19 protein-coding genes and 3 tRNA genes are annotated in these 26944 nt (G+C 71.4%); 14 read left to right on the forward strand and 8 right to left on the reverse strand.

Annotated elements, in window-relative coordinates; genetic code table 11:
- Positions 1-113: 113 nt before the first annotated feature.
- Positions 114-1580, reverse strand: coding sequence for an FGGY family carbohydrate kinase (locus tag ACIPSJ_RS03855; RefSeq protein ID WP_359218326.1), 1467 nt, complete (start codon positions 1578-1580; stop codon positions 114-116).
- 150 nt (positions 1581-1730) lie between these two features.
- Complete coding sequence (locus ACIPSJ_RS03860; protein WP_359218328.1) at positions 1731-2033, reverse strand: YtxH domain-containing protein; 303 nt, start codon at positions 2031-2033, stop codon at positions 1731-1733.
- Positions 2034-2177: 144 nt separating this feature from the next.
- Between ACIPSJ_RS03860 and ACIPSJ_RS03865 the strand changes: the two genes are divergently transcribed.
- The 3 genes from ACIPSJ_RS03865 to ACIPSJ_RS03875 all read left to right on the forward strand — a co-directional run bounded on the left by ACIPSJ_RS03865 (position 2178) and on the right by ACIPSJ_RS03875 (position 2580).
- Positions 2178-2250, forward strand: a tRNA-Asn gene (locus ACIPSJ_RS03865).
- Positions 2251-2255: 5 nt separating this feature from the next.
- Positions 2256-2328 (forward strand) — tRNA-Asn (locus ACIPSJ_RS03870).
- A 178-nt stretch (positions 2329-2506) separates the two neighbouring features.
- A tRNA-Ile gene (locus ACIPSJ_RS03875) sits at positions 2507-2580 on the forward strand.
- Positions 2581-3154: 574 nt separating this feature from the next.
- On the opposite strand, the gene ACIPSJ_RS03880 is transcribed toward ACIPSJ_RS03875, so the two are convergent.
- The 3 genes from ACIPSJ_RS03880 to ACIPSJ_RS03890 form a co-directional block, all read right to left on the reverse strand.
- Positions 3155-4252 carry an AI-2E family transporter gene (locus tag ACIPSJ_RS03880; RefSeq protein ID WP_401343145.1) on the reverse strand — a complete coding sequence of 366 codons (1098 nt, stop codon included), beginning with the start codon at positions 4250-4252 and terminating at the stop codon, positions 3155-3157.
- Positions 4253-4338: 86 nt separating this feature from the next.
- Positions 4339-5172, reverse strand: a complete 834-nt coding sequence (locus tag ACIPSJ_RS03885) for an alpha/beta hydrolase (RefSeq protein WP_401343147.1) — start codon at positions 5170-5172, stop codon at positions 4339-4341.
- A 39-nt stretch (positions 5173-5211) separates the two neighbouring features.
- The gene (locus tag ACIPSJ_RS03890) at positions 5212-8097 is read right to left on the reverse strand and encodes an AAA family ATPase (protein ID WP_401343149.1); all 2886 of its coding nucleotides are present in this window, start codon (positions 8095-8097) and stop codon (positions 5212-5214) included.
- Between the two features lie 157 nt (positions 8098-8254).
- Between ACIPSJ_RS03890 and ACIPSJ_RS03895 the strand changes: the two genes are divergently transcribed.
- A complete protein-coding gene (locus ACIPSJ_RS03895) occupies positions 8255-8683 on the forward strand; it encodes an ester cyclase (protein ID WP_401343151.1) in 429 nt (142 codons plus the stop codon).
- Between the two features lie 54 nt (positions 8684-8737).
- On the opposite strand, the gene ACIPSJ_RS03900 is transcribed toward ACIPSJ_RS03895, so the two are convergent.
- Both ACIPSJ_RS03900 and ACIPSJ_RS03905 read right to left on the reverse strand, forming a co-directional pair.
- The gene (locus ACIPSJ_RS03900) at positions 8738-11560 is read right to left on the reverse strand and encodes an AAA family ATPase (protein ID WP_401343153.1); all 2823 of its coding nucleotides are present in this window, start codon (positions 11558-11560) and stop codon (positions 8738-8740) included.
- Between the two features lie 50 nt (positions 11561-11610).
- Positions 11611-12585, reverse strand: coding sequence for a helix-turn-helix domain-containing protein (locus ACIPSJ_RS03905; protein ID WP_401343156.1), 975 nt, complete (start codon positions 12583-12585; stop codon positions 11611-11613).
- A gap of 196 nt (positions 12586-12781) precedes the next feature.
- Between ACIPSJ_RS03905 and ACIPSJ_RS03910 the strand changes: the two genes are divergently transcribed.
- The 10 genes from ACIPSJ_RS03910 to ACIPSJ_RS03955 all read left to right on the forward strand — a co-directional run bounded on the left by ACIPSJ_RS03910 (position 12782) and on the right by ACIPSJ_RS03955 (position 21311).
- A complete protein-coding gene (locus tag ACIPSJ_RS03910) occupies positions 12782-13741 on the forward strand; it encodes a helix-turn-helix domain-containing protein (protein ID WP_401343158.1) in 960 nt (319 codons plus the stop codon).
- A gap of 325 nt (positions 13742-14066) precedes the next feature.
- Positions 14067-15029, forward strand: coding sequence for a catalase (locus ACIPSJ_RS03915; RefSeq protein ID WP_359218370.1), 963 nt, complete (start codon positions 14067-14069; stop codon positions 15027-15029).
- Positions 15030-15102: 73 nt separating this feature from the next.
- Entirely contained in the window at positions 15103-15630 is a 528-nt protein-coding gene (locus ACIPSJ_RS03920) for a hypothetical protein (RefSeq protein WP_401343160.1), read from the forward strand.
- Positions 15617-16948, forward strand: coding sequence for a Dyp-type peroxidase (locus ACIPSJ_RS03925; RefSeq protein WP_401343162.1), 1332 nt, complete (start codon positions 15617-15619; stop codon positions 16946-16948). Before ACIPSJ_RS03920 ends, ACIPSJ_RS03925 begins: the two co-directional genes overlap by 14 nt.
- A 64-nt stretch (positions 16949-17012) precedes the next feature.
- Positions 17013-17567, forward strand: coding sequence for an HdeD family acid-resistance protein (locus ACIPSJ_RS03930; RefSeq protein WP_401343165.1), 555 nt, complete (start codon positions 17013-17015; stop codon positions 17565-17567).
- The gene (locus tag ACIPSJ_RS03935; protein ID WP_401343167.1) at positions 17564-18310 is read left to right on the forward strand and encodes an SDR family oxidoreductase; all 747 of its coding nucleotides are present in this window, start codon (positions 17564-17566) and stop codon (positions 18308-18310) included. The genes ACIPSJ_RS03930 and ACIPSJ_RS03935 overlap by 4 nt, the downstream gene beginning before the upstream one ends.
- Before the next feature lie 648 nt (positions 18311-18958).
- Positions 18959-19192 (forward strand): type II toxin-antitoxin system VapB family antitoxin, encoded by a 234-nt coding sequence (locus ACIPSJ_RS03940; protein WP_360530619.1) that lies wholly within the window; start codon positions 18959-18961, stop codon positions 19190-19192.
- Positions 19189-19596: a PIN domain nuclease gene (locus ACIPSJ_RS03945; protein ID WP_401343169.1), complete on the forward strand. Its 408-nt coding sequence runs from the start codon at positions 19189-19191 to the stop codon at positions 19594-19596. Before ACIPSJ_RS03940 ends, ACIPSJ_RS03945 begins: the two co-directional genes overlap by 4 nt.
- A 663-nt stretch (positions 19597-20259) precedes the next feature.
- Positions 20260-20811 carry a SigE family RNA polymerase sigma factor gene (locus ACIPSJ_RS03950; RefSeq protein WP_401343171.1) on the forward strand — a complete coding sequence of 184 codons (552 nt, stop codon included), beginning with the start codon at positions 20260-20262 and terminating at the stop codon, positions 20809-20811.
- Positions 20812-20873: 62 nt separating this feature from the next.
- Positions 20874-21311, forward strand: a complete 438-nt coding sequence (locus ACIPSJ_RS03955) for a hypothetical protein (RefSeq protein WP_401343173.1) — start codon at positions 20874-20876, stop codon at positions 21309-21311.
- A 488-nt stretch (positions 21312-21799) separates the two neighbouring features.
- Here the strand turns inward: ACIPSJ_RS03955 and ACIPSJ_RS03960 are convergent, their stop codons facing one another.
- Entirely contained in the window at positions 21800-26887 is a 5088-nt protein-coding gene (locus ACIPSJ_RS03960) for a LamG-like jellyroll fold domain-containing protein (RefSeq protein ID WP_401343175.1), read from the reverse strand.
- Positions 26888-26944: the final 57 nt, after the last annotated feature.

The following is a 26944-nucleotide window of genomic DNA, read 5'->3' on the forward strand; positions in this document are numbered from 1 at the left end:
CCGCCGCGGTGGGCGGGTCGCTTGCCCTAGGCCCCTATCGTCCGACACTCCACCCGCGTTACCTCAACCGATTAACCCGAGAGCGGATGCCTTGCGGCACCGGGGGCGCACGATTACGCCCGAAACGCCCCCGGATGGGTCTGTTCGCGCACCGACACGTACTGCTGCCGCACGGCCTGCCCCACGGCCAGTTCGTCCCCGGGCTCCAGCACCTGGGCCGCCGCCCCCTGCCACACCGGCGGGGTGCGCGGGTCCAGCGTCCCCTGCGAGACCCCGAGCGCCCAGGCCGCCTGCCGGGCCGCCCCGATCGCCGCGTAGTCCGCAGGCTGCGGTACGACGACCTGCGCGCCGAACAGCATCGGCGCCGCCGCCTGCACGGCCGGCAGCTCGGCGGCCCCGCCGAGCAGGAAGACCCGCCGCACCTCCACACCCCGGCCGCGCAGCACGTCGAGCGCGTCGGCGAGCCCGCACAGCATCCCCTCGAAGGAGGCCCGCGCCAGATGCTCCGCCCTCATCGACTCCCGGCGCAGCCCGGCCAGCGTCCCGGCGGTGTGCGGCAGGTTCGGCGTCCGCTCGCCCTCCAGGTACGGCAGCATGACCAGCCCGTGCGAGCCGGGCGTCGACTTCATCGCCAGGTCGGACAGGCTCTCCAGATCACCCAGGCCCAGCAGCTCAGCGGTCCCGCGCAGGGTCCGTACGGCGTTGAGCGTGGTGACGACCGGCAGATGCATCCCGGTGGCGTCGGCGAGCGAGGTGATCATCCCGGAGGGGTCGGCGAGCGCCTCCGGATGCACGGCCATGACCGACCCCGAGGCGCCCAGTGACACGACGGCGTCCCCGAACCCGAGCCCCAGCCCGAACGCGGCGGCCATCGTCTCGCCGGTCCCCGCGGAGATCAGCAGCCCCTCCGGGGTCGTACCGGCCGCGTCGGACGGCCCGATCACCTCGGGCAGCATCACCTGGTGCCCCAGGGCGAGTTCGACGAGGTCGGGCCGGTACCCGCCGGTCGCCGCCGACCAGTACCCGGTCCCGGAGGCACCCCCGCGATCGGTGGTCCGCCGCACCGGCCGCCCCAGCAGCTGCCACACCAGCCAGTCGTGCGCCTGCAGCAGTACGGCGGTGCGCCGGGCGTTCTCCGGTTCGGTCTTCGCCAGCCAGCGCAGCTTGGTCACCGGCTGGGCCGCCTGGGGGACGCACCCCACGGCCTGCGCCCAGGCCTCGCGCCCGCCGAGCGCGTCGAGCAGATCGGCCGCCGCGACCTGGGCGCGCTTGTCGCCGCCGACCATCGCCGGGCGGACGGTGTTGCCCTGGGCGTCCAGCGGGACCACCGCGTTCTGCTGCGCCGACACGCCGATGGCCTGCACGCCCTCGAGGAGACCGCCGCCGGCGGCCTCCCCCAGCGAGAGCAGCCAGGCCTGCGGGTCCACGTCACTGGCGCGCCCCGCGCCCGTGCCCGCGCCTTCCGGCGTGTCGACCGGGTGCGGTGCGTATCCCTGGCGGAGCACCGCACCCGTGTCCGTGTCGCAGACCACGATGCGAGTGAAATCCGGTGAGCTGTCCAACCCGGCGACTATCCCCATGACCGAAATTCTGCCGCACGCTCCGCTGTGGTTCGGCCGACGGGCGCCGTTCGGGCGGGCGCGGTGTTTCGGGTGCGGGTGCGTGGGGGCTGGTCGCGCGGTTCCCCGCGCCCCCCAGGAGGTTGCGGCCGGGCGTGTCGAAAAGCGGACCTAGGTGTTGCTGGTGCCCCAGTCGTCGCTGCCGTCGGCCTGGCTGCGCTCGCGCAGGGAGCGGACGCGGGCGGCGACGGAGTCGGGCATGTGGTCGCCGACCTTTGCGCTGACCGAGTGGAAGGCCTTGCCCGCGTAGACGCGGCCCTGCTGGGCGGCGGTCTCGGCGGTGTTGCGGACCGCGGGGTTCTGGGCGACCTGGCGGGCCGACTTCTTCAGCTGCTCGTAGCGCTCGCGTCCGGCCCTGGTACCGAGCACGTAACCGAGAGCGAGCCCGACGACGAACGTGAGCTTGTAGCGCATGGTGACCGCCCTTCCCTCGTGGGGGAGTCTCGTGGGGGGAACCGATTGGCGGAGCACCCCCCTGCTTGCGCTAATGTATGTGTCGCAGCGAGCGCCCGCCCCCTGGCGAATACCCAGGTAGGTGCGTTCGATGCGACGAGGCATTCCTCCGTAGCTCAATTGGCAGAGCAGCCGGCTGTTAACCGGCAGGTTACTGGTTCGAGTCCAGTCGGGGGAGCTCGGTCCTCCGTAGCTCAATTGGCAGAGCAGCCGGCTGTTAACCGGCAGGTTACTGGTTCGAGTCCAGTCGGGGGAGCATGCTGAACGAGGACCCCTGGTGGGGTCCTTTTTCATGTCCCGGGGAACCGCCGGGCCTGCACCGATGTCCTGAAGGTCGTGAACGTCGCGGTTCGCCGACCATCCGAAGCAGGAGATCGTATGAGCGGCTATGCTGCGGCAGACGGCGCGCACACATGTACGCGACACGCCGCTATGGGGCGGTAGCTCAGCCGGTTAGAGCAGCGGACTCATAATCCGTCGGCCGTGGGTTCGAGTCCCACCCGCCCCACCTGTGCAGGTCCGTGACCTGCGGAAACGTTCATTTCTGGGTGTTGGATCGTCAACTTCGTCTGAACGGACTGAATCCGCTGCGCGGGGGTTTGGGCCCGGCGGGTCTCGGGCGAGTCCGAACCTCTCTGACCTGCGGTGGAGCCAGTGAGTGAGGTTTTCGCTCGCTGTCCTGGCGACTGACTCCAGGGCCGATGCCAAGATCCAGGGGCCGTACAGGGGCCGGGGCGGCGCAGCTGTGCCCGGGCTGACGGTGTCGACGGGCCGATTCGTTGTCGCATCTGTCGGCCGCGCGGCATGGACTGCCTTCCGCGGCGCGGCCGGTCGAGTGCCGGGTCGTGCGCCGACGGCCCATTTCGACGAGGTCCTCGACCATCCGGCGGACCTGGGCCACGAGGACCTCGGCGACATCGTCGGCCGGACCCGGCCGCGGAGCGTCCAGGATCCGGCACCACGAGATCCGGCGCCGTGGCGACGGGGCGACCCCGGCCCCTGGTGGCGACGCGAGTCGTCGTGCGAGGGGACACTGGGGACCGACGTCTTCCCCGCCGCTGCTGAACGGCGTCGGCGCCCCGTCACATCGGGCGGTCCTCGGGCCGGTTGCCCGTCGAATCCAGGGCGGGGGCGACCGCGTAGCGGGGCAGGTGCGCCGTCGCGAGGGCCTGGAGGGTCGCGGCGGTGGGGATGGCGATGATCGCACCGACTGCGCCGAGCAGGGCCGCTCCGGCGAGTACGGAGCCGAAGGCCACGGCGGGATGGACGTCGACCGTGCGAGCGGTGATGCGAGGCTGCAGGGCGTAGTTCTCCACCTGCTGGTACGCCGTCGCGAAGACGATCACCCACAGGGCGTCCATGGGCTCGACCGTCAGCGCCACCAGGGTCGGCAGGGCCGCGGCCACGTACGTTCCGACCGTGGGCACGAACTGCGAGACGACGCCCACCCATATCCCCAGGGCCACCGGGTACGGGACGCCGAGGACCAGGAAGGCCACCGTGTGGGCGAGCGTGGAGAACAGGGCGAGCAGAGCCCTTGAGTACATGTAGCCGCCGGTCTTGGCCAGGGCGACCGTCCAGGCGCGGTGTACCGCGGGCCGGCGTTGCGGAGGCAGCAGCGACAGGACGGCGCGGCGCAGACGGGGGCCGTCGGCCGTGAAGTAGTACGCGAAGAGCGCGACGGTGAGCAGGTCGAAGACGCCGCCGACGACGGTGGTGGACAGCCCCCAGAGGTGGTCGGCGGCCTGCCGGGCGTACGTCTCGACGGTGCCCGTGCCGTCGGTCAGGCGGCTCGTGGTGAGGGTCGTCCCGAAGGCGTCGTTGATCCGTTCGACCAAGGTGGTGAGCAGCGTCGGCAGCCGGTGCGAGACCTCGGCCGTCTGGTCGACCAGCAGGGTGAGCACGGCGGCGGCGAAACCGGCGAGCGAGGCGACGGTCACCGCGAACACGAGCAGGGTCGCGGCGGCCCGGCCCATACCGCGGGCCTGGAGACGGGACACAGCCGGCTCCATCACCATCGACAGGAAGAAGGAGACCAGCAGCAGCACTCCCAGACCGAGGAGCTGCCGGGCGGCCCAGACCGTCATCTCGAACACCGCCGTGAGGACGAGAGCGACGACGATCGCTCTGGGCAGCCAGGCCGGCATCGGCGTCGGGGCCGGGACGTTGGACTTGGACACGGTGGTGTGGCGTTCCTGTCTCTGGAGGCTGTGGGGCCGGGCCGCCGCTCACACCCTCCGGGGCGGTTGCGGCGGCCCGGATCTGTTCAGGCGAAGCGGCGGACGAACGTCAGGGCCCTTTCGGCGACTTCCTGCCAGCCGCTGTCGATGGTGAGGGCGTGGCCCCGGTTCGGTATCTCGGTGATCTCGGTGACGCCGGGGTTGCGCAGCTGCTGCTTGTAGGACGCGTTGGCGATGGCCCACGGGACGGTGTGGTCCTTCTCGCCGGAGATGATCAGGAGCGGGCCGCGGTCGGGGTTCTCGGTGTCGACCCGGGCCTCCGTCCAGGGGTTGAGGTTGGCGGTGGCGGCCTGGAAGATCGGGGCGCCGGGTGCCGGGACGGCGAACGTCTCGAAGAGTTCCTTCGCCTCCTCCTCGCTGACCGCGTTGGCGAAGGCGTAGCGGAACTGTTCGAAGGTGAGCGGGACCGCGCGGTGCCGGTTGGCCGGGTTGCTCAGCACCGGCGCGGACGAGCGGAGCGCGGAGACGGGCAGGGGCAGGACGCCGCGGAAGGGGGCCGGGTCGATGGCGACCGACGCGACGGACAGGCCGCGGCCGGCGAGGATCTGGGCCAGCAGTCCGCCGAAGGAGTGGCCGATGACGGCCGGCTTCCGGTCGAGACGGCCGATCAGGCCCCCGAGGTGGTCGGCGACCTGCCCGACGGTCTTGCCGGCGAACACCTCGGGGTGGCTGTTGGCCTCCGCCACGGTGTCCGGGTCGTCGGGCCAGGAGAGCGAGACGGCGGCGTATCCCGCCTGGTCGAAGTGGCTCACCCAGCGGTCCCAGCTGCTGGGCAGCAGCCACAGCCCGTGGACGAAGACCACGGGTGTCCTGCCGGAGTCGTTGGCGGCCTGGATCTGCTGTTCATCGTGTGCGGACATGGCGGCAGGCTAGGAAGCGCGGGACGCGGGTCGCGACCGTCAGATGACGGGTCTGTCGACGTATTCGACGTACTCTCCGCCGTACTCCGCCCGGGCCTGTGCCCCGAGGGCGTCGCGCAGCGCCGCACGGGAGCGGATGCCCAGCTTGGGGAAGATGTTGTACAGGTGGGTGCTGACCGTGCGCGGGGAGATGTACAGCCGGGCGCCTATCTCCTTGTTGCTGAGCCCGGTGGCCGCCAGGTCGGCGATCTGGAGTTCCTGGGGCGTCAGCAGGCCTTCCGTATCGAGCGGTCCCGGCTCCGCCGGCGGTGTCAGGGCGGCGAGCTCCGTACCGGCCGCGGCGGCCCAGGGCGCGGCGCCCAGCTCCTCCAGCGTGTGCAGTGCGGCCGTCAGGTGCTCGCGGGCGGCCTCCGGGTCGCGGCCGTGGGCGCGCAGCCAGCGGCCGAAGGCGAGCTGGACCCGGGCCCGGTCGAAGGGGGCGTGGACGTCGGCGACCGCCAGCGCCCGCCGGAACCCGGCCTCAGCCGTCTCCACCGGACCGGCGAGGGCCGCCGCCGCGTGTGTCAACAGCGCCAGCCGGGGCGAGAGTTCACCGAGGCCTGCGCTCCGCGCCATCGTGACGTGGGCGCGTGCCTCGGCGGTCCTGCCCGTGTACACGGACGCCTCCACCAGGTCGTACACCGACCAGATCGCGCGCGGGTTGAGCGGGGGGAGGGTTCCGGGCGGGCTGACCAGCGCGCAGTCGCGGTACGCCGTCTCATAGTCCCCCTGCCCCAGGGCGAGCAGCGCGCGGGCCTGCCGGGCGGACACCTGGAGCAGGCCCAGCCGACGCGGTTCGCTCCAGGCGAGGATGGTGCGGGTGAGCGTGCCGACGGTCTCGGCGTCGCCCCGGACGGCCGCCACCAGGGCGAGCTGGGAGGCCAGTCGGAATCCCGCGAGGCGGTGCCCCAGCTCCTCCGCCGTCGCCAGGCCCTCCCGGGCCAGCGCCTCGGCCTCGGTGAAACGGCCGGCGAAGAAGGCCTCGTGACCGAGAAGGATGGTGCCGTACGACCACTGCACGAAGGTGCCGCCCTCCCGGGCGCGTCGGGCGGCCCGCATCCAGTGCTCGCGGTACTCGGAGGCCTCGTCGAAGTAGACGCTGAGCATGGAGAGCTGGGTGACCGGCCGGGGGCCCGCGTCGGGCGGGAGGGCGGCGAACGCCCGCCGGATCCGCTGCCGGACCTCCGGGGCCCGCTCCTGCGGGGCGTCGAAGGCCAGGCAGTAGAGCCGCACCTGGTCGGGGGCGTCCTGGCAGCGTTCCAGCACCTCCGGCCACAGATCGGCCCGCTGGGCGTAGAACGCCACCAGCGTGAGCAGGAACTGCAGTTCGCCGACGACCTCGCGGACCGCGGCGGGCGACGGCTCCTGCTCGGCACCACCCGTCCGGGCACCACCCGTCCCGGCGGCGAGCAGTTTGTCGATCACGCCGGTCAGCAGCCGGTGGGCGGCCGTCGCGTCCCCGTCCGTCTCCAGCAGCGCGTACACCCGGGCGAGGGTGGCATGCGCGGTGTCCTGGGGCGAGGCCCGCTCCCAGTAGCCGTCGTCGACCAGGATCGCGGTGACGTCGAGGGCGCCGGACTGGGCGGCGGCGTACGCCGCGTGGGCCAGCCGTCGGCTGCGCTCGGCCGGCTCCGGGCTGAGCTCCGCGGCCCGGCGCAGCGCGGTCACCGCGAGAGCGGCGCTGCCGCGCCCCAGGGCCGCGTGCCCCGCCTGCTCCAGATCGGCCGCGAGGTGCTCCTCGGGCCCCAGGGAGGCGGCGACCAGGTGCCCGATCCGGCGTTCCGGGTCCCGTTCCAGTGCCTCGGCCAGAGCTCGGTGCGCCGCCCGCCGCCGACCGGGCCGGCAGGTGCGGACGACGGCCGAGCGGACCAGCGGATGCCGGAACACCAGTCGGCCGGCCCGTGCGTCCACCCGCACCAGGCCCGCCTCCTCGGCGGCCGGGAGCGCGGCGTCGGCCTCTTCCATCCCGCCCGGATACGCCGCCCAGATCGTGCGTAGCCCGCCGGTCCCCTCCAGCGCGGCGACCAGCAGCAACTCCAAGGTGGTCGCGGGAAGTTCACGGAGCCGCGGAGCGAAGAGCGCCTCCAGCCGGTCGTCCACGGGCAGGGAGAGCGGCAGCGGGGCGGCACCGGTGAACTGCTCCCGGGTCAGCAGGGCCGGCAGCTCCAGCAGCGCCAAGGGGTTGCCCGCGGCCTCCTGGAGCAGCCGTTCGCAGGCGTGCGGGGCCAGCCCGGGGTGGGCCGCCCGCAGCAGGGCGGCGGCGGACCGCCGTTCCAGAGGCTCGACCCGCCGGCGCAGCAGTCCGTGCCGGTCGAGCGCGTGCGCATGGCCCGTCCGGCCCGCGACCAGCAGGTCCACCGGAAGCCCGGACAGTCTGCGCGCCACGAACTCCAGGACGTCGCCGCTCGTCCGGTCGAGCCATTGGACGTCGTCGATCACGACGAGGACCGGACCGTCCTCCGCCGTGCGCCGCAGGGCTTCGAGTACAGCGACGGAGGCCGCGAAACGCTCCGGCGGCGCCTGGGCCACCGGGCTGCCGAGGACCCCCTCCAGTACCGCACGTTGCCCCGGCGGCAGCCGGTCGAAGCCGTCACGCATGCCGAAGAGCAGCTGGTGCAGGCCGGAGTAGGCCAGCGTGACCTCGGATTCCACGCCGGCGAAACGCAGCACCTGGAACCCCGCGGCACGTGCGCCGTCCGCGGCGGCCTCCAGCAGCGCGGTCTTGCCCACGCCAGCCGGGCCCTCCAGCAGGACAGCCGTCCCCGCGCCCCCGTTCGCCGGCCGCCGACGCAGCTCCGCGAAGAACTCCAGGTCCGCCGATCGCCCCAGCAGCCCGACAGCATCCCCGCCGACGGGCCCGGGCCCGGACGACTGCTCGCTGGACATGCAGGCTCCTCACCATGCTCAGTGGCCGCCGTGATGGCGACGGCGGACAGACCGTCAGGTGACGTATGGCCCGACGTGGTCGCCGGGCCCTGGAATGGCTCACGGTGCGCCGGTCCCGGTACACCGGAGCGGCTACGGAAGGCGGCAGGGCGCCGAGATGATCTCCAATCTGGCCCGGATGCGGGCCATCGACGACGCGTGGAACGCACGCGACTGGGACGCGTACGAAGCGTTCCTCGCCCCGGACCTGACGGCCTGGGCAGCTGGTGACGAAGCCCCGCACGGACGGGCCGAACACGTCGTCCGGGCACGGGATTTCTGCACCCTCTTCCCCGAGAACCACGTGGCCACCCAGCCCTACGTGGCTGCGTTCGGACACGGTGACCAGACCTGCACCGTCGCCAGGCTGCGCGGACGGGTGACGCGGCCGGTACGGCTCCCCGACGGGACCGAGGCGGCGGCGACCGGCCGCACCTTCGACGTCGCGTTCACCACGGTCTGCCGCTGGCAGGCCGGGGCGATCGTCGAGCAGTACGAGTTCATCGACCAGGAGTCCCTGCGGCGAGCCCTTGGCATCGGGTCGTGAACGGCGGGCCCGTACCCCACATCTTGATCCCTTCGTCGCGGAGGACGTGTGCCGTCACCGTAGGTCCGGGGGAGGGCCCGCCGAATCCTTGAGATCCGTAGTCCCCTCGTCCCCGATCGCCGCCAGCGCGTCCCGCAGTTGCCCGCGGGCCGTCAAGCCCAGCTTCCGGAAGGTCTTGCGCAGGTGGTACTCGACGGTGCTGGGGCTGAGGAACAACTGCGCCGCGATGTCCCGGTTCTGGGCGCCCGCGGCGGCCAGCCGTGCGATCCGCGCCTCCTGTGGAGTGAGATGGACGGCGGACTCCACCGGGCGGTGCCGCAACCGCGCACCCGTGGCGGCCAGTTCGGTCCGGGTGCGCCGGATGTAGAACTCGGCGCCCATGGCCTCGAACAGGGCGAGAGCGGTCCGCAGACTGTCCCGCGCCTCCCGCCGTCGGCGGCGCCGGCGCAGCCACTCGCCGTAGACGAGGTGCGCGCGGGCCGTCTGGGGCCGGGCGGCGGACGCCTCCAGGTGCTCGATCGCCTCCAGGTACAGCTTCTCGGCCTCGTCGTCGTCCGCGACCAGCGCGCGCGAGCGGGCCAGCAGGCCCAGGGCGACAGGGGTGCCGCTGGCGGTCGCGACGGTGTGCAGTCGGGTCAGGGCGGCCTGCGCGGTCTCCGGGTCCCCGGACCGCTGGGCCGCCTCGACCAGTTCCGGGAGGACGTTCGCGCTGGTCGGCCCCGGGGTGTCGGCGGCGAACACGCGTCGTCCGTGGGTCAGCGCGGCCGGGTAGTCGCCCAGCGCCACCTCCAGCTGGCACAGGGCGAGGTGCGGGACGAGGGCGCCGTAGTGCTCCCGGCCTGCCGCCGTCGCCTCCCGGATATGGGCCCCGGCCGCCTCCCGCGCGGCCTGCTCGGGGCCGGTCACGCAGTACAGCAACTCGACAGCGCCGCCCGTACGACCCTGCTGGCGTGTCGTCAGGTCGGACAGGTCGGCCGCGGCCCGGCCGAACTCCGCCGCCGCCGTGAAGTTGCCGCGCCACAGCTCGGGTATGGCCCGCAGCAGCAGCGCCAGCGACAGGGCGCCGTGCGCGCCCCGGGTCCGGGCCAGCTCGACCCAGCGCGAGGTGAGCGCCAGCAGACCCGCCAGGTCCCACATCTCGCCGGCGAGCACACTGCCCAGGTTGAAACCGCGCAGGTCCTCGCTGACGAGCAGGCTCCGTACGCAACGGCGGTACAGGGGGTAGGCGGCCTCGGGACCGTCGAGCAGCCGGGCGGTCAGCGCCGCGCTGATCAGGTCGGTCGGAGAGGCGGAGTCCGGGCCCGCGGACTCCGGGACGCCGGGTGCCAGCGCGCGTACGGCCCGCGCCACGGCCGTCATGTCGGCCTTGCCGGTCCAGGTGGCCGCCTCCAGCGCCTGGAACAACGTGTCGCGGGCGGCCCGTTCATCGTCCGGGAGCAGGAGTTCCGCCGCCTCCAGCAGCAGCGGGACCGTCTCCCGTACCTGTCCCTGGGCGAACCGGATCGCGGCCAGCAGCCGCAGCCGCTCCGCCCGTGCGGACCCGGTCCGAGGCAGCGGGGCGACCTGCCGGAGCATGGCCTCGGCGGCGAGAGGGTTGCCGGTCTCCAGGGTCGCCCGTGCCGCCGCCAGCAGTCTGCCGGGGCGGCGGGCGGCGTCCGTGGTCAGCTCCACGGCCCGGCCCAGCAGCCGCGCCGAGGCGGCGTAGCCGCCGCGGTCCACCGCCCGCCGCGCCGACTGTTCCAGGTCATGGGCGAGGTCCTCGTCGGGGTGGACCGCGGCCAGTGCCCGGTGCCAGATCCGGCGGTCCGGGTCGCCCTCCTCGGCGGCCAGTGCCTCGTGGGCCAGTCGGCGCTCCTCGGCCGACGCACCGTGGTACACCGCCGAGCGCAGCAGCGGATGCCGGAACCCGACCCCTTGCCCGAGCACCAGGAGCCCCCGCTCCTCGGCCGCCACCGCCGCGGGCCGGCCGGCACCCAGCCTGCCTGCGGCCCGCCACACGAGGTGGGCGTTGCCGGAGGTCTCGGCGGCGGCCACCAGGAGCAGGGTCCGGGTGGCGGCCGGGACCGCTGCCACCCGGCGCCGGAAGACCTCTTCGAGACGGCGTCCTACCGGCAGCGGGTCCGGGAGCGCCGCCGCGCCCGTCAACTGCTCGGCCGACAGTTCCCGGGCCAGTTCCAGCAGGGCCAGCGGATTGCCGCGGGTGCCCGCGACCAGCCGCTCGGCGACCCGGTCGTCGATGTGCGCACCGCTGATCAGGTCTCTGGCGATGTCCGCCGGCAGGCCCTCAAGGCGGAGCTCCGGCAGCCCGGCGAAGAGCGGGGTGCCGTCGCCTTCGGGGTCGCGGATGCCGAACAGCAGGGCGATACGGTCGGCTCCGGCGCGGCGGGCGACGAAGGCGAGGGCGTCCGCGGACTCCCGGTCCAGCCACTGGGCGTCGTCCACGACGCATACGACGGTCTGCTCGGCCGCCGCCTCCGTCAGCAGACCCAGCGCGGCGAGGCCGACCAGGAAACGCTGCGGCGCGGGCCCGGACTCCAGGCCGAACGCGGTGCCGAGCGCCCGGCGCTGCGGCTCGGGCAGGGCGGGCAGACAGGCCATGAACGGCGACAGCAGCAGGTGCAGTCCCGCGTACTGCAGGTCCGACTCGGACTCGATCGCCGCGATGTGGGTCACCCGGGCGGAGCCGGCCACGGCCACCGCGGTCCGCAGGAGTGACGTCTTGCCGACGCCGGGCTCACCGCGCACCGCCAACGCCCCGCCGTCGCCGCCGCCCGCCCGCTCGACGACACCCCGCACAGCGGCCAGTTCGGCGGTACGGCCGAGGAACCGGCTGCCGGCCGGGGACAGTTCGTGATGCACGTCATGCACGTCATGCACGTCGTGAAACATGTCGGGAGACATGGGACTCCTTCCGCCTGCCCGGCCGTTCAGGCCCGGGTGCCGTCGGCCGGGCGGCTCCGCGCGCGCCATTCGCCCGGCGGGATGCCGTAGGTCTCCTTGAACAGCCGCCCGAAGTGACTGGCGTCGGTGAAGCCGTGACCGCGGGCCACGGAGGCGACCGTCTGCCGGAGCTTGTGCGGGTCGGCCAGGTCGGCGCGGCACGCCTCCAGTCGCCGGGCGCGGATCCACTGGCCCAGTTCGATGTCCGCGCGGGCGAGGACGGCGTACAGGCGCCGGACGGAGATGCCGAACTCCCCGGCGATCCGCGCCGCGTTCAGCGCGGGATCGTCGATCCGGCGCCGTACATGCTCCATGATCCGCAGCGCCAGCGTGTCCTCCAGCGGACCGCGGGCCAGGTCGGCCGCACCCAGCTGGGTGGCGATCACGGCCCGGACCAGTTCGACGGTCGACCGCTCCAGCTGCTGTGCGGCGGGACTTTCCGGCAGCGCGCGCGAGTCGGCCAGCCGCGAGAGATGGGCCGTCGCCAGGGCGGCCACGGGGTTGGCCGGTCCGAGCCGGGTCGCCGTGATCCGTCCGAGCAGCCGGTCGGGCAGGGCGAGACCGGTACGCGGGAGGCAGAAGTAGTGGTGGTGGGTTCCGTTCGCGTTGACCGCGGTGAAGGGACACGAGCTGTCCACCAGGACCATCTCACCGGGGTGGACGACGGCCTCGCGGCCGTGCTGTACGACCGTGGCGGTGCCCGACCGCTGCACGGCCAGGATGAGCCGCGTCTCGGAGCCGTCCCGGGTCTGCCGCGGGGTGCGCCGGATGGTCATGGGAGTGGTCCGGGCGGAGAACTGGGTGAGCCCCCCGACCCGGCGGATCAGACCCCGCGCCGTGATGGCGCCGACGGCGTGGTGGTCGACGTCGACCCACAGGACCGAGAGGCCGACGGCGGCGCGGAGCGCCTCGGCCCGGTCGGCCGGGGCCAGGTCCCGCACGTCGAAGGTCACGGCCGTCATGATCGGTTCCTCTGGGCTGCTCGAACGGTCGACGCCGGCCGCGGCAGGCGCGGCCCGTCCCGAGAATAGGCGCTCGGAACGGCACCGGAACCGGCGCTGCGTGCACGGCCGTCTGCGTGCCGTGCACACCGGCTGTCCGTCCGCGCCCACGGGTCTCCCGGCTCGCCGCCCAGGTCGGTTACGCTCCCCGGAACGCATGAAGACGCAGTGGAGCACCTCGACGTACACCGTCGACGACCGGGCCGAGGCGATACGGCAGACGATCCGGGACCGCGTCGTACCGGTGCACATCGCGCTGCCCGAACGGCCCGAGGACGTGTACTGCGAGGTGTCGATCACCGGCGTCGGACGCGTCCAGCTCAGCACCGTCCGGGCCAGCTCGGCGACCGTCGAGCGATCGCTGCGGCTCGCCGCGGCCGACTGGGAGCCCTGCCTCTTTCTCAGCCTCCAGCACGTCGGCACCAGCAGCGTCGTCCAGGACGGCAGGGCTGCCACCATCCGGCCCGGCACCCTCGGCTTCTACGACACCCGCCGTCCGTACACCCTGCTCTTCGACGGCGGGGTTGACACGCACTTCTTCCGGATTCCGGTGGCCGAACTGGGCCTGCCGGACGCCGTGCTCGCCGACGTCACCGCGCGCGTGCTCGGCGACGGCGACTCGGTCGCGGCACTCGGCGCCTCCTACCTCTCCCGGCTGGCGGCCGCCCCCGAGCTGCACACCGGCCCGGCGGCGGAGCACCTGGCCGCGACCACCCTGGAGATGGTCCGGGCCGTGATTGCCGACGCCTGTGACCTGGAAGTGGCGGCCCGCGCGGCCCGCGAGGAGACCCTCGGCCCGCGCATCCTGGAGTACCTGCGCCGCCATCTGACCGACCGTGACCTCACACCGGGCGCGGTGGCGAAGGCCCACCACATCTCCCTGCGCCACCTCTACTCCGTACTCGCCCGCGAGGGCGTCAGCCCCGGCGAGTGGATCCGCCGGCAGCGCCTCGAAGGGGCCCGTCGGGAGCTGGCCGCGCCCGGGGCCCGTCGCGACACCATCGCCGCCGTGGCTCGCCGCTGGGGCTTCACCGACGCCTCCCGGTTCGGCCGGTCCTTCAAGGAGGCGTACGGCATGACCCCACGTGAGTACCGGGACCGGTCGCACGCGGGCTGAACACGCGGGCTGAAGGGGCGTCGCCTCCGTCTGCTGAGCGAGCGCCGGACTCGCGGTGCCTGCTCAGACGCGTCGCCGTCCCACCGCTCGCCGTGCGAGTGCCGGACCGGCCGTACACGCCCTGGCGCGTACCCGCCCCTGGCCCGCCACGCGAGGCGCTTCGGGACGCATCCCATCCTTCCCGATCCGCACCCCGCCCGCCTCGGTCATCCGACGATGCCGTGCCCGCGGCGGAGCCGTCGCGGCTCACCGTCATTTGACGCATCCGGACGGCGGCTGTCGCGGCCCACGATGAGGGCGTTCCCAGCGACATCGGAAGGTACCCATGGCGCAACTCAGCCAGTACGACCACGCGGAAGCCCTGGTCGACGGAGCCCACGAAGTCTTCGGCTTCCATCCCGGATACCGTGCCCTGCACGCCGACGGCCGGATCTACCGCGGAGCCTTCCGCGCCCTGCCGGCCGCTCGCGACTACACCCGTGCGGCCCACCTCCAGGGCGACCTGATCCCGGCCTCGGTGCGCTTCTCGAAGGGCGGCGGCCGCCCGGACGCGCCGTTCGGCGCCACCGTCGGCATGGCCACCCGCTTCTACCTCCCCAACGGGCGCACCACCAACCTGGTGATGCTCAGCCAGCTCCTCTTCCCGGCCCGCCGCCCCGAGGACCTCCTCGAAGCCATCGCGCTGGCCGCGCCGCCGGAGCCCGGCGGCCCGCTGGACAAGGCCGCCCTGCGGCCCTTCCTGGCGAAACACCCGGAGGTCGCGAACGTTCTCCGGATGCGCGCCGCCTCGCTGGCCCCGACCAGCTTCGCGCACAGCGAGTTCCACGCCGTGCACGTATTCCGCTACCTCGACGAGGACGACGTCCTCACCAACGTCCGCTGCCACTGGATCCCGCGGGCCGGCGTGAAGGGCCGGCCCGTCGAGGAACTGGCCGCGATGGACCGCGAGGTCCTCCTGGACGAGTTCGACGAGCGACTGGCGACCGGCCCGGTCGGCTTCGACCTGGTCCTGGAGATCGGCCAGGACGGCGACCCCCTCGACGACCCGACCGCTCTGTGGCCCGAGGACCGGGAGCGGGTCACGGTCGGCACCCTGCAGATCACCGCTCCCGTCACACCCGAAGAGCTCGGCGACCCCGTGCTGAACCACGACCCGACCAAGGTCACCGACGGCATCGAGCTCAACGACGACCCCATCCTCCAGGCCCGTCGCGGGGTCTACGAGGTCTCCGCCGCCTACCGGACCGGCGGCTGGCGCACCTGCCCGTTCGCCGAGCACTACGAGTGACACGCCCATGAAAAAAGTGACCCGAACCATGCACATGCCACGACTGAGAACAGCCTTCGAGGAGAAGCACGCCATGACCGACACCACCGCACCGGCCATCGATGTCACCGGCGAGCGTTACGCCCACGCCCAGCCCATCAGCGACCAGCCCGACGGACCGGGCCGGCGCATCGGCAAGAAGGGCGAGCTCACCATCATCACGCCGCTGACCCCGAACGGGGGCAAGATCTTCCGCGAGCGGGTGGCGAGCATCCAGGCGCAGGCCGGCTACTGGGAGACCAAGGTCGGCACGGTCGACAACTTCCGCATCCTGCTCTTCGACAACGACACCCGGATGCTCATCACCCTCGTCTACGACGGCGACTTCAAGCCCTACCTCGCCGACATCGGCCGCGCCCAGCCCTGGCTGGACGAGATCTTCGGCGAGATCGTCGAGGGCTACAACGGCTACGACGACCCGGGCACCCCGGAGCTGGTGATCTCCCGCTCCTACTCGGCGGACCTGTACTTCCACGCCACCTCGGACAGCAGTGTCCACGACGTGAAGCGCATGAAGCGTCTGGGCGACGCCCTCTCCGAGGTTCTCGATGCGGCCAACTGACGCCGTCGGTGCCCTGGATCTGGACCGGATCCAGGGCACCATCCTCCGCGAACGGCCCCTGCCCTACTTCGGCTCCTACCTGCTGTACGAGGTCGGCGACGCCGCCGAGGGCCGCGCCATGCTGCGCCGGCTGCTGCCCCACGTGACCACCGCCGCCGGCTGGGAGCATCCGGCCCAGGACGCCTGGCTCAACGTCGTCCTCACCCACCCGGGTCTGGCCCGCATCGGGCTGCCGCGCGAGATCCTCGACGGCTTCCCCCGCGAGCTGCGCGAGCCGATGCGCACCCGCAAGGAGTTCCTCGGCGACATCGGTGAGAGCGACCCGGCGAACTGGGACTTTCCCGAGCACGGCTCCTTCGACATAGGGGTGCTGCTGATGGCCCCGGACGAGACCGCGTTCGCCGAGAAGCTGGCGATCGGCCACGGCGCCCAGGAGGACCTGCCCTCCGTGCGCCGGGTGAGCCGACTCGACATCCGCACCCCGGACAACCTGCGCGAGCACTTCGGTTACGCCGACGGCATCAGCCGCCCGTACATCGAGGGGCAGGGCGGCACCCCGAGGCGCGGCCAGAGCCTCGCGAAACCGGGGGAGTTCATCCTCGGCTACGTCAACGAACTGGGCCGGACAGCCACCGGCCCGGGCCCCGAGGCACTGTGGCGCAACGGCACGTATCTGTCCATCCGCAAACTCCACCAGAAGGTCGCGGAGTTCCGCCGCTTCCTGACGGCACGGTCCGAGGACGAGTACGGCGCCGAACTGCTCGCCGCGAAGATGGCCGGCCGCTGGCGCAGCGGTTGCCCGCTGGCCCTGTCGCCGGAGAAGGACGTGACCGTGGAGCCCGAGCGGCTCAACGACTTCGCCTACTACGACGACGACCCGCGCGGCCTGCGGACCCCGGTCGCCTCCCACATCCGCCGGGTCAACCCGCGGGACGCGCTCAAGGACACCATCGTCGACGTCCGCCTCCACCAGCTTCTGCGCCGGGGGGCCGCCTACGGGCCGATGCTCCCCGAGGGCGTCCTGGAGGACGACGGCGTCGACCGGGGCGTGGTCCTGGCCTTCGCCAACGCCGACCCGGCCCGGCAGTTCGAGTTCGTCCAGTCCCAGTGGGTCAACGACGGCGACTTCATCTCGGCGGGCGCCGACCAGGACCCGCTCGCGGGCAACCACGTCACCGACGCCGACTTCAGCTACGCGGCGAAGCCGGTGCGGCGCCGCCTGCGCGGCCTGCCCGCGTTCGTCGTGACCAAGGGCGGCGAACACGTCTTCCTGCCCGGCGTCAACGGCCTGGAGTACCTGGCCGACGGCCACTGGTGAGATCCGTCGGTCCATCCCCGAGTCCAGTCATGAATCCAGTCATGAATCCACGAGGAGAAGAAGCGTGTGGTCCTCCCCCTACGCCTGGAGAGGCGTCGTGGCCGTCGTCCTCGGCCTGACCGCGGTCGTCTGGCCGGGTATCACCGTCGGCGTCCTGGTGATCCTGTTCGCCGTGAACTGTTTCATGAGCGCCGGGAACGACGCCGCCGTCGCGTTCCGCGGTGACCGCGCCGGCCCCGTCGTCGGCCACCTCCTGCTGGCGTTCATCTCGCTCGCCGCCGGAGTGACCGCGCTCGTGTGGCCCGGCATCACCGCCCTGGCGCTCGCCGTCTGGATCGCGATCTGGTCGGTCGTCGCAGGTCTGTTCGAGGTCGGCTTCGGCTTCCGGCGCGGCGCGCCCGCAGGCAATCGCGCGATGTGGATCCTGAGCGGCCTGGCCACCCTGGCCTTCGGTGTCGTCCTCGCCGCCCGTCCCGATGTCGGCGTTCTCACCCTCGCCACCCTGTTCGGTTTCTATGCGATCGTCTACGGCGTCTCCGCCCTGGTGACGGCCGTGCACACCGCACCCCGTACACAGCCCGACCGGAACCAGGACGAAGGAAGCCCGCAGTGGACGTGAACGGAAGGACCGTCGTCGTGACCGGCGGCGCCAGTGGCATCGGGCAGGGGCTCGCGACCCGGTTCGCGGCCGAAGGGGCGCGGGTGGTCGTCTCCGACCTCGCGGCGCAGCCCGAGGCCGGGACCGCCGGACTCCGGTACGTCCGGGCCGACGTCGGCGAAGAAGCCGACATCGAACGGCTCGTCGCCGACGTCCTCGCCCACGAGGGCCGTATCGATCTCTTCTGTTCCAACGCCGGGATCGGCCACGAGATGGACCCGATGACCCCCCAGGGCGTCTGGGACAAGGTGTTCGCCGTCAACGTGATGAGTCATGTCTGGGCGGCCCGGCACGTCCTGCCGCACATGCTGGAGCGGGGCGAGGGCTATCTGCTCAACACGGCCTCGGCCTCCGGGCTGCTCACCGAACTCACCAGCCCCGGTTACGCGGCCTCCAAACACGCGGCGGTGGGCTTCGCCGAGTGGCTCGCGTTCACCTACGCCGACCAGGGCATCCGCACCTCGGTGATCTGCCCGGAGGCGGTCCGTACCCCGATCCTCGACGCGGCTCCGTACCTGCTGGGCAACGCGATCACCGTCGAGGCTGTGGCGGACACCGTGCTCCAGGCCGTCCGCGACGAGCGGTTCATGATCTACACCCACCCGACCACACCGGTCCGCTTCCGGCAGAAGGCCGCGGACTACGAGGCGTACATCGCCGGGCTGCGCGAACGGCGATCGGAGGTGACCCGAGTCGCGCGCTGAGGGAGGCACGGCCTGCCTGGGCTGGAGGGGCAGTGCCCGGCGGATGAACTCGTCAGGGACGATGCTCCACCCGTCGGTGAGGGAATCCACCGTGGGGCGGTCGCTCTGGCCGGCGTCCCTCTCGAAGACCCTCAGGGGCCATTGCGGGGCCACAAGGAAAGGAACAGACCGACAAGCACTGCACAGAGCTGACACCGATCAGCGCATCTGACCTGCAAGAACGACGCACATCGGCAATGATCGGCAAAGGCCGCCAAGATCCCCAATGGACTCATAATCCGTCGGCCGTGGGTTCGAGTCCCACCCGCCCCACCACTCGCTACGCGAGCAGAACCGTTCTGACCAGGAACTTTCCTGGTCGGGGCGAGAGTATGAGGGTCCTGGCGATCCCGTGGTGATCATGATTTCATCATCGTCTGGACAAATCCTGGACGCCGATTCCGGTTAAGTCGGGCATGGTGCTTATGGGGTATTTCGTGTCGGCGGCGGGCAGGCCTCTGTCGGCTCGCCCCGCAGTGAGAAGCGGGCCCATGTGAACGTCATGACACCCGGCGCGCCTCCCTCGCGTGGTCTGTTTGTGATCGATGGCCGCGCTCGATGTTGGTGATGTATTTTGGATGCATACATCGTGGATGTTGGAGGTGTCTGATGTCCGTCACGCAGATTGATCTCGACGACGAGGCGCTGGCCGAGGCCATGCGGCTGATGGGTGTCACGACGAAGAAGGAGACCGTCAACGCGGCACTTCGGGACTACGTGGCGCGGATCAAGCGGCTTGAGGCTGCGGAGAAGTTGGCCGCGCGGGGTGCGCGTGGTGAGTTTGAGCAGGCCGCGGCGGCGCGTGACGCGGAGAAGCGTGCGCGACGCGAGGCGTTCGAGTGATCACGTATCTGGTGGACACCTCGGCTCTGTGGCACCTGTTTCGCACCCCAGGTGCGTTGCGTCCCTGGGAGGGGCACATTGCCGCCGGGGTGTTCCACCTCTGCGAGCCGACACGGGCCGAATTTCTCTACTCGGCAACCAGTCCGTCCCATCGGGATGAGCTCGCAGAGGAACTGGACGCGCTCTGCTTGCTCTCTCCGGTTCCGAAGAACGCCTGGCGTTGGGTCGACACCGCCCAGTACAAACTGACCCAGCGGGGCCAGCATCGCGCGGCTGGAGCGATTGATTTGTTGGTGTGTGCGACAGCTGTCCATCATGGGCACACCGTTCTCCACGTGGACAATGACTTCGCTGCGGTGGCCGGAGTCCTCAAAGAAGTTCAGCAGCGAGACGCACGAGCCTGATCTCCGGAGGCAGGATCACGTCTGTCGGCCTCTGACCTTGGTGATCGATGTCTCCGGGGTGCACCAGCAGTCCTTCCGGTAACGGGTTCGACCGTACGCACCACCGCACGCCACGGAACTCCTTGTGGCTCGCGGGATCGCTTGGGCCAAGGCGGTTTCTACTGGGCCTGGCCGACCTGGCGTGCCCCGGCGGCATGCTGGTGAGTCCTGATGAGCATTGATCGACAAGGGCCGCCAAGATCCTCAACGGACTCATAATCCGTCGGCCGTGGGTTCGAGTCCCACCCGCCCCACCACTCGCTGTGCGAGAAGAATCGTTCTGGCCGGGTGTCTTCCTGGTCGGGGCGAGGGTGTGAGGGTCCGCCAAGTCGGATATCGGATACATGGGCCGATCTGTGGCCAAGTCGTCGCAGCTTCCTTGGCGGCGGCAGTGTCTGAAGCGGAGCCGGGCCATCGGCCGGTCGGCGAGTGGGCGCCCCGGTGACCGGTTCCGGGACGAGGCCGAGGTCGCCGCGGGTTCAGGGCGAGGCGGTTGCGCGTACCCGTGGGGCACTGCTGTCCGCTCGGCTCATCAATGTCGTCCTTCCCGTTGACGCCGGACGGTAGCGACACCTGTGACCCAGGTCTCAGCGCGGCCGTGCAGCAGATGAGGCGGTGCTCACGTTGAGGAGGGGTGACAGGAAGGGAGGAGCGTATGGAGACGGACTTTCAGGCTTCGTCGCCGCGAGGTCGACCGCACTGTTCCGGGGCGCCTTCGTCCTGACGGGCAACCGTGAGGCGGCGGAAGATCTGGTCCAGGAGACCCTGGAGCGGGCCTGCCGCAAATGGCGCACCATCGCCGGGAAGGACGCTCCGGAGGCCTATGTGCGGCGGATCATGGTGAACCTGGCCCATGACCGCTGGCGCAGGTTCCGCCGTCTGGCCGTGACCTCCGAAGCCGAAAGCGGCGACAGTGCCGCCCCGGGGGACGAGTTCGGGCAGGTGGACAACCGGGACCAGTTGGTGCGCGCTCTCCAGCAACTGCCCATGCGGATGCGCACGGTCGTGGTGCTGAGGTACTTCCACGACCTCTCCGACACCGAGATCGCAGCCGACCTGGGCATATCGCCCAGCACGGTGCGCTCTCAACTCGCTCGCGGGATCGAGAAGCTCAGAGATCAGAGCTCCGCACTCTCCACCCCTTCACCACGGCGGCACGTGGAAGGAATCCGATGACCTCGTACGGCGACGCGCGGCCTTCCGGCTGCCCACCTTTCGAAGAGGAACTGATCGACGCCATGAACCGATTCGCGAACTCCGCCGAGGCCCCCGACTTCGACGTGCCCCAGATCCTGCGCCGCACCCGGCGCAGGCGCACCGTCGGCATCGCCGCTGTCGCCGTCGCCCTCATTGCCGCGGGCGGGGGCACGGCCCTGGCCACCTCGTCCGCGGGCAGCGGCAGCTCGACCCCGGCGGCCACCAGCACGGCCACCAACGGCGACGCCACCACCGTGCTGTACGCCACCCCCGACGGCACGACCGTTCCGATCGACTTCGCGAACCTGGACCTGACGTTCGCCAAGCAGGCGCTCCTCAAGGCGCAGTTGAAGACCGGCGCCATCACCAAGGGAGTCGTCAAGGGCTGCAAGCCGGGCTCGGTGGTCGGTGTGTCCCCGCACGCCCCGAAGACCGTCAAGAGCGGCGCCACGGTCGACCTGACCCTCTGCGCCGGCTGACCGGGACCCTGACACGACGCGCGCCCCTGCGCCAATCAGGGGCGGGCGTCCGCCACAGGATCGCACCAGCCAGGTCCTTCGCGCCGGAATCGGCTGGAGAGGGCCGGCGGGTGGGCACACGCGGCTCCGCCCCGCGAGGATGCGCGGGCGTTCGGCGTCGGGGCTGGCGTCGGCGGCGGTGCAGGCGATGAGAGCGGGGGCCGGGTCGCCCGGTATCGGGTATGCGTCCCGGTCCGGGTTGAGTTCACCGACCAGTTCCCCGGCCCGCGGATGACCCGGATCGGCGGCGACCTGTGTCCGTAGCTCGGCAGGGACACGGCCCCTGCGGGGGTGCACCGGGCTCCTTGCCGGATACCGCGCGACGTTGGCGTGCAGTAGAAGGCGGAGTCGGCCGGGGCCCTTGTACGCCGGTGGTCCACACGGAAGAAGGCCCCCGTGGGGGCCTTCGACCTCTTGGAAGCGGTCACTCTGACGGTGGGGCGGGCTGCTCAGCTGTAGTAGCCGCTGGAGTCGACGATGAAGTCGGCGGTGCCGTCGCTGTTGTTGTAGACGCTGATCTGTCCGTTGGTGTCGGTGGGGGTGAGGGTGAGGTTGGCGAGGGTGTCGCCGGTGCCCCAGTTGACGCTGCTGGTGGCGGGGTTGGACTTGCCGACGCTGGTGGGGTAGGCGGTGGCGTAGCCGCTGCCGGTGGTTCCCGTGACGGTGAGCGTGGCGGCGAGGGTGGGGGTGGTGGCGGTGGTGACCTGTTGGGTGGTGGCGGAGGTGAGGGTGTAGGTGCCGAGGGCGGCTACGGCGGTGGCGCTTCCGCCGATGCCGCTGCGGGTGTCGACAAGGCGGGTGGGGTTGACGGTGTGGAACTTCTGACCGGTGGTGCTGGTGGTGTAGTAGCCGGAGATGTCGGCGATGACCGCGGTGGCGCTGCTGTAGACGGAGACGGTGATGGTTCCGCCGGTGCCGATGGGGACGTCGCCGGAGAGTGAGGCGAGGGCGTTGCCGGTGTTGAAGCTGAGGCTGGTGGAGGTGGTGGGGGTATATCCGGTGGCGTATGTCTGGAGGTGGCCGGTGCCTGCGGCGTTGGCGGCGGCGAAGTTGACGGCGACGGCGGTGGCGTTGCTGGGGACGCCGTTGAGGCCGGTGACCTGGAGGGTGAAGCTGGTGCCGGCGGCCACGGTGCCGGTGCTGGTCAGGCTGGTGTGGGCGACGCTGGAGCGGGTGTCCAGGGCGCGGACCGCGCTGGTCAGGGGTGTGTAGGTCTGGTTGCCGGTGAGCGACGGGTCGCTGGTGAAGTAGCCGGTGACGTCGACGATCAGGGCGGCGGTGCCAGTGCTGCTGTCGAGGTGGGTGTAGAGGTCGATCTTGCCGTCGTTGCCGACGGGGACGATCTGGTAGCCGGTCCTGGTGGTGCCGGCGGTGAAGTTGGTCGACGAGGTGAGGGGGCGCTGGGTGCCGTCGGCGTACGTGGTGACGTAGCCGTGGTCGGTCTGCGCGGTGGTGGTGACGTCCACGGCGACGGCGGTGACGGTGCTGGGGATGGTGGTGGGGGCGCCGCTGACGGGTGTGGTGACGGTGTCGCCCGCGATCTTGAGGTGGGTGACGGAGTCGGAAGCGACCGTGCTGGCTCCGGCGGTGATGCCGCTGGTGTAGGTCAGGCCGCTGCTGGAGCGGGTGTCGAGGATGCGGGTGGGGGTGACGGCCTGGTGGTAGCCGGCCGGGGTGTAGGGCTGGGCCGGGGGCACGACGGCGCCTGTCCAGGTGCGGGCGCGGGCGAGTTCGCCGCTGAAGTAGTCGGCGCGGGCGCTGGTGTGCCAGTCGTCGCCGAGCTGGAAGTTGCCACTGGCGCCGGTGCTGGGCGCTGTGTGGTTTCCGCTGGTGACGAAGACGTCGTCGACGTAGAGGTTCATCACGCCGGTGGTCTTGTCATAGGTGGCCGTCAGGTGGGCCCAGGTGCCGAGGTGGACGGTGCCGCCGGTGACGGTGTCGAAGGCCCAGGCGGTGCCGGCGCCGGTGTTGAGGCTGAACTGCCAGCCGTCGGTGGTGGGGAGGAGCAGGATGCCGGAGTCGGCGCTGCCGCTCTGGGAGAGGACGGCGCCCCCGTAGGCGGTGGGGTCGGCCCAGATGGACACGGTGAAGGACTTGGTCAGGTCCAGCGCCTTGCTGCCCTGGAGGTAGTCGTGGTCGGTGGCGTCGAGCTGGACGTCGGGGTCGAAGAGTCCCCCTTCGGGGGCGGTGACGCCGCTGGTGCCGGTGAGGGTGATCGCGCTGGTGGCCGCGTCGTCGGCGGTGAGGGCGGTGGTGTCGTAGTCGTTGAGGGGCCAGTCGTGGGTGTCGGTGCTCAGGGCCTGGCCGGTCGGGGTGGTGAAGGTGGCGGTGCTACCGGAGAGGGCCATCTCATGGGCGGTGGCGGTGCCGGTGCTGCTGACGGTCCACAGGTCGGGTGTGCCGTCCTTGTTGATGTCGGCGGCTTGGAGGGTGGGCTGGCTGACGGAGTCCCAGCCGGTGGTGGCGGCCTCGACGGAGGTGAGGGTGGCGTCGGTGGCGCCGTTGGACAGGGCGTCGTAGGTCAGGGTCTGCAGGTTGGTGGGGCTGAGGTACCACAGCTGGCCGGCGGAGGGGTCGCTGGTGTCGGTGCTGGTGTCGCGGGCGAACAGTTCCGGCAGACCGTTGGCGTCGAGGGTGCTGGTGATGGTCCAGCCGCTCCAGCCGGTGGTGCAGCTGGTGGTGGTGCCGGTGTTCTGGGCGAGGCAGTACGGGTTGTAGTCGGCCAGGTCGCTTGCCTGGTCGGCTCCGGGATACAGGCCCGCACCGACGACGGAGGGTTCGTCGTACAGGGAGCCGTTGATCAGCAACAGCAGGTCCGGATAGCCCGTGGCGGTGTCACCGTTGACGGTGTTGTACAGGCTGCCGCCGCCGGCGACGGAGGCGGCGGGGGTGGTGGTGTCGGTGGCGGTGCCGTCGTCGGCGAAGGTGGTGGAGGTGAGTGCGAAGACGCCGGTGGAGTTGGTGACGGGGAGGGAGTCGACGGGCTGGAGGTCGGTGCCGTCGCCCTGGCCGCGCAGGATCTCGCCGCTGACGGCGCCGGTCGAGGTGTCGTAGCCGTAGTCGAGGACGTCGTTGAAGCCGGCGCCGGTGAAGAAGTGGCCGGTGATGGCCTGGGTGCCGGTGAAGGAGGTGGCGGTCTGGGTGGTGGAGACGCCGTTGCCGTCGATGCCGATGTTCCGGGCGACCGCGTCGACCTTGCCGGATCCGGTACCGGTGGCCTGCCAGAGCCCGGCCGGGAGGGAGTTCTTGCCGCCGACGGTCAGCAGGTCGGCCTTGCCGTCGCCGTTGAGGTCGTCGTAGGCGGCGGTGGCGGGAGCCTGGGCGATGAACCGGTAGTCGTAGGTGTCACCGATGTTGCCGCTGGTGCCGACGGCGGTGACGGTCAGGACGCCGGTCTGGGTGGTCGGCTTGAGCGAGATGGTGGCGGTGTAGGGGCTGGTGGTGGCGGCGGTGACGCTGACCGGGTTGCCGCCGTTGAGCTGGTAGCGGTAACTGCCGGGCGCGGTGGTGGTGTTGGTGTCCGTGATGGTGAAGCTCGCGGCTGTGCCCACGGTGCACAGGCTGTCGCCCGAGGGGCTGTCGGTGAGCTCGGAGCACTGGCTGGTGGTGGACGTGACCGGGGCGATGGTGGGGGCGCCGGGGGCGGTGGGGTCGTAGTAGAAGTGGCAGGTCTTGGACTGGCTGCTGGTCAGGTGCTGGTCGGTGACGGTGAGATACCAGGCGAACTCGGTCTTCGCGGTGAGTGCCTGGAAGGGGCCTGAGCTGCTGGTGTGGGAGTACAGGGTGCTTGCGGTGGTGCCGCTGGTGGCGTTGATCGCCCGCGTGTAGGTGGTGCCGCTCGACATGTTCTTCAGGGTGAAGTTGGCGGTGAGCGGGCTGGTGGTGCCGTCCGGGTCGGACACCCCGGCACGCAGGGTGACGTCACCCAGGCCCAGCGAGGTGGGGGTGGTGGCGGTGCAGCTGGTGGTGGGGCTGGTGGTCAGCGAGGTGGGGGTCTTGGGGGTGTGGTCGTAGGTGGTGGTGATGGTGGCCTGCTTGCTGAACTGCTTCCACGCCAGGTCGTCGCCCTCGTCGGCGGCGCGCAGCCCGAAGGTGGCCTTCGACCAGTGGTTGTCGGCGGCCCGCTGCATCAGGGAGGTGATGGAGTAGGTGACGTCGGCGGGTCCGCAGGAGGTGGACCAGCCGTGGGCGACCGACTGGGAACCGAGCTTGCTGAGCCAGGACGGCTGGTTGTTCCACGTGGTGGAGGACGATATGGACCCGGTCCAGTACAGGTCGAGGGCCTTGGCGGTGCAGGAGGCCGACCAGTTCTCGTAGAAGGAGATGTCCGAGGAGATCACTGACGCGTCCCACAGGCCGCTGTGCATGCTCGTCTGGAAGAACGACCGGTTCGTCGAGATGTCCGAGGTCCAGTCGGTGTAGCCGACGTGCAGCGGGCCGGGCGTGGCGGCACCGGGCTTCCAGAACGAGGTGGACGGCCACTCGCTGTCGGCGAACGCCCATGCCTGGACGGTGTCGGTCTGACCGGAAGCGGTGAAGGAGGGGTCGATGTAGACCGGGTAGACGGTGTTCTTCCCCCGCAGCAGGGTGCGCGGGGGAGACAGGCTGATGTGCCCCCGGTGGTAGGCGGCCTTGAGACTCGTCCTGCGGGCGGCGTCGCCCGGCGAAGCGGGGCTGGAGGCCAGGGGCACGCCACTGCGTTTGTCCACGGTCTGCCCGGTGCGCGGGTCGGTCGCCCTCGGGGTGTTCGCGGCAGGCCGGCTGGAGTCCCACATGGTGGGGGCGGTGGCCGAGAACACCGTCTGGCCCTTGCGGTCCTTGGCGGTGATGTCGCCGGCCGTGTCACTGGCCAGGGTCACGCCCGTGGCTTTCGTGGACAGGTTCAGGTCGGTGAGTGCGGGGTTCGCTGCGGCGGTGGCGTTCTTGACGACCAGGACCTCGCTGAACCCGCCGGTGTCCTGCGCGGTGACCGCGAGGTCCACACCGGGCAGGACGTCGGGGTACGTCGCCGTGGGGCCTGACAGGGCAGGCGTGCGCAGGGTGAAGGCTGCGGGGAGTGAGACGGCGAGGGAGCCGCTGCCGGCCCGCATGGTCGCCAGCGGTTCGACTGTGCTGCCGTCGGAGAGGGCCAGTGAACTGGTGGACACCTTGGGGGAGACAGTGCCGCCCGCGTGCCGGACCAGCGTCGCATCCAGCGACTTCCATCGGCCATGCACCAACTTGCGTACCGGGGCGAGCGTCTGTCTGAGCGTCAGCGTGCCGTTGGGGTTCGCGGTGAGCGTGGAGGAGGCCGTCGTAGCGGCCGTGGCCTGGACCGGCTTGCCGGTGGACCGGGCCTTCGCGAGGGCCTGTTCCTCACTCAGCCCGGCAGAAGCGCCGACCGAAGCACGGGCGGTGGTGCCGGCGTGAGCCGTTGAGGTGGCCGCTTGGGCGAGGCCGGGGAGGCCCAAGGCGCCGGTGACCGCGAGAGCGGTGGCACCGACGAGTGTGCGGCGTGCCCACGAACGGGGCAGAGGCGTCCGCGAATTCTTTTGCAATTTAATTCCCCCCTTATATCCATGCTGATGGAAAATTCCGCTACACCCCCGCCCGGG

The sequence above is a fragment of the Streptomyces sp. NPDC090088 genome, from assembly GCF_044747345.1.
Classification (GTDB): domain Bacteria; phylum Actinomycetota; class Actinomycetes; order Streptomycetales; family Streptomycetaceae; genus Streptomyces.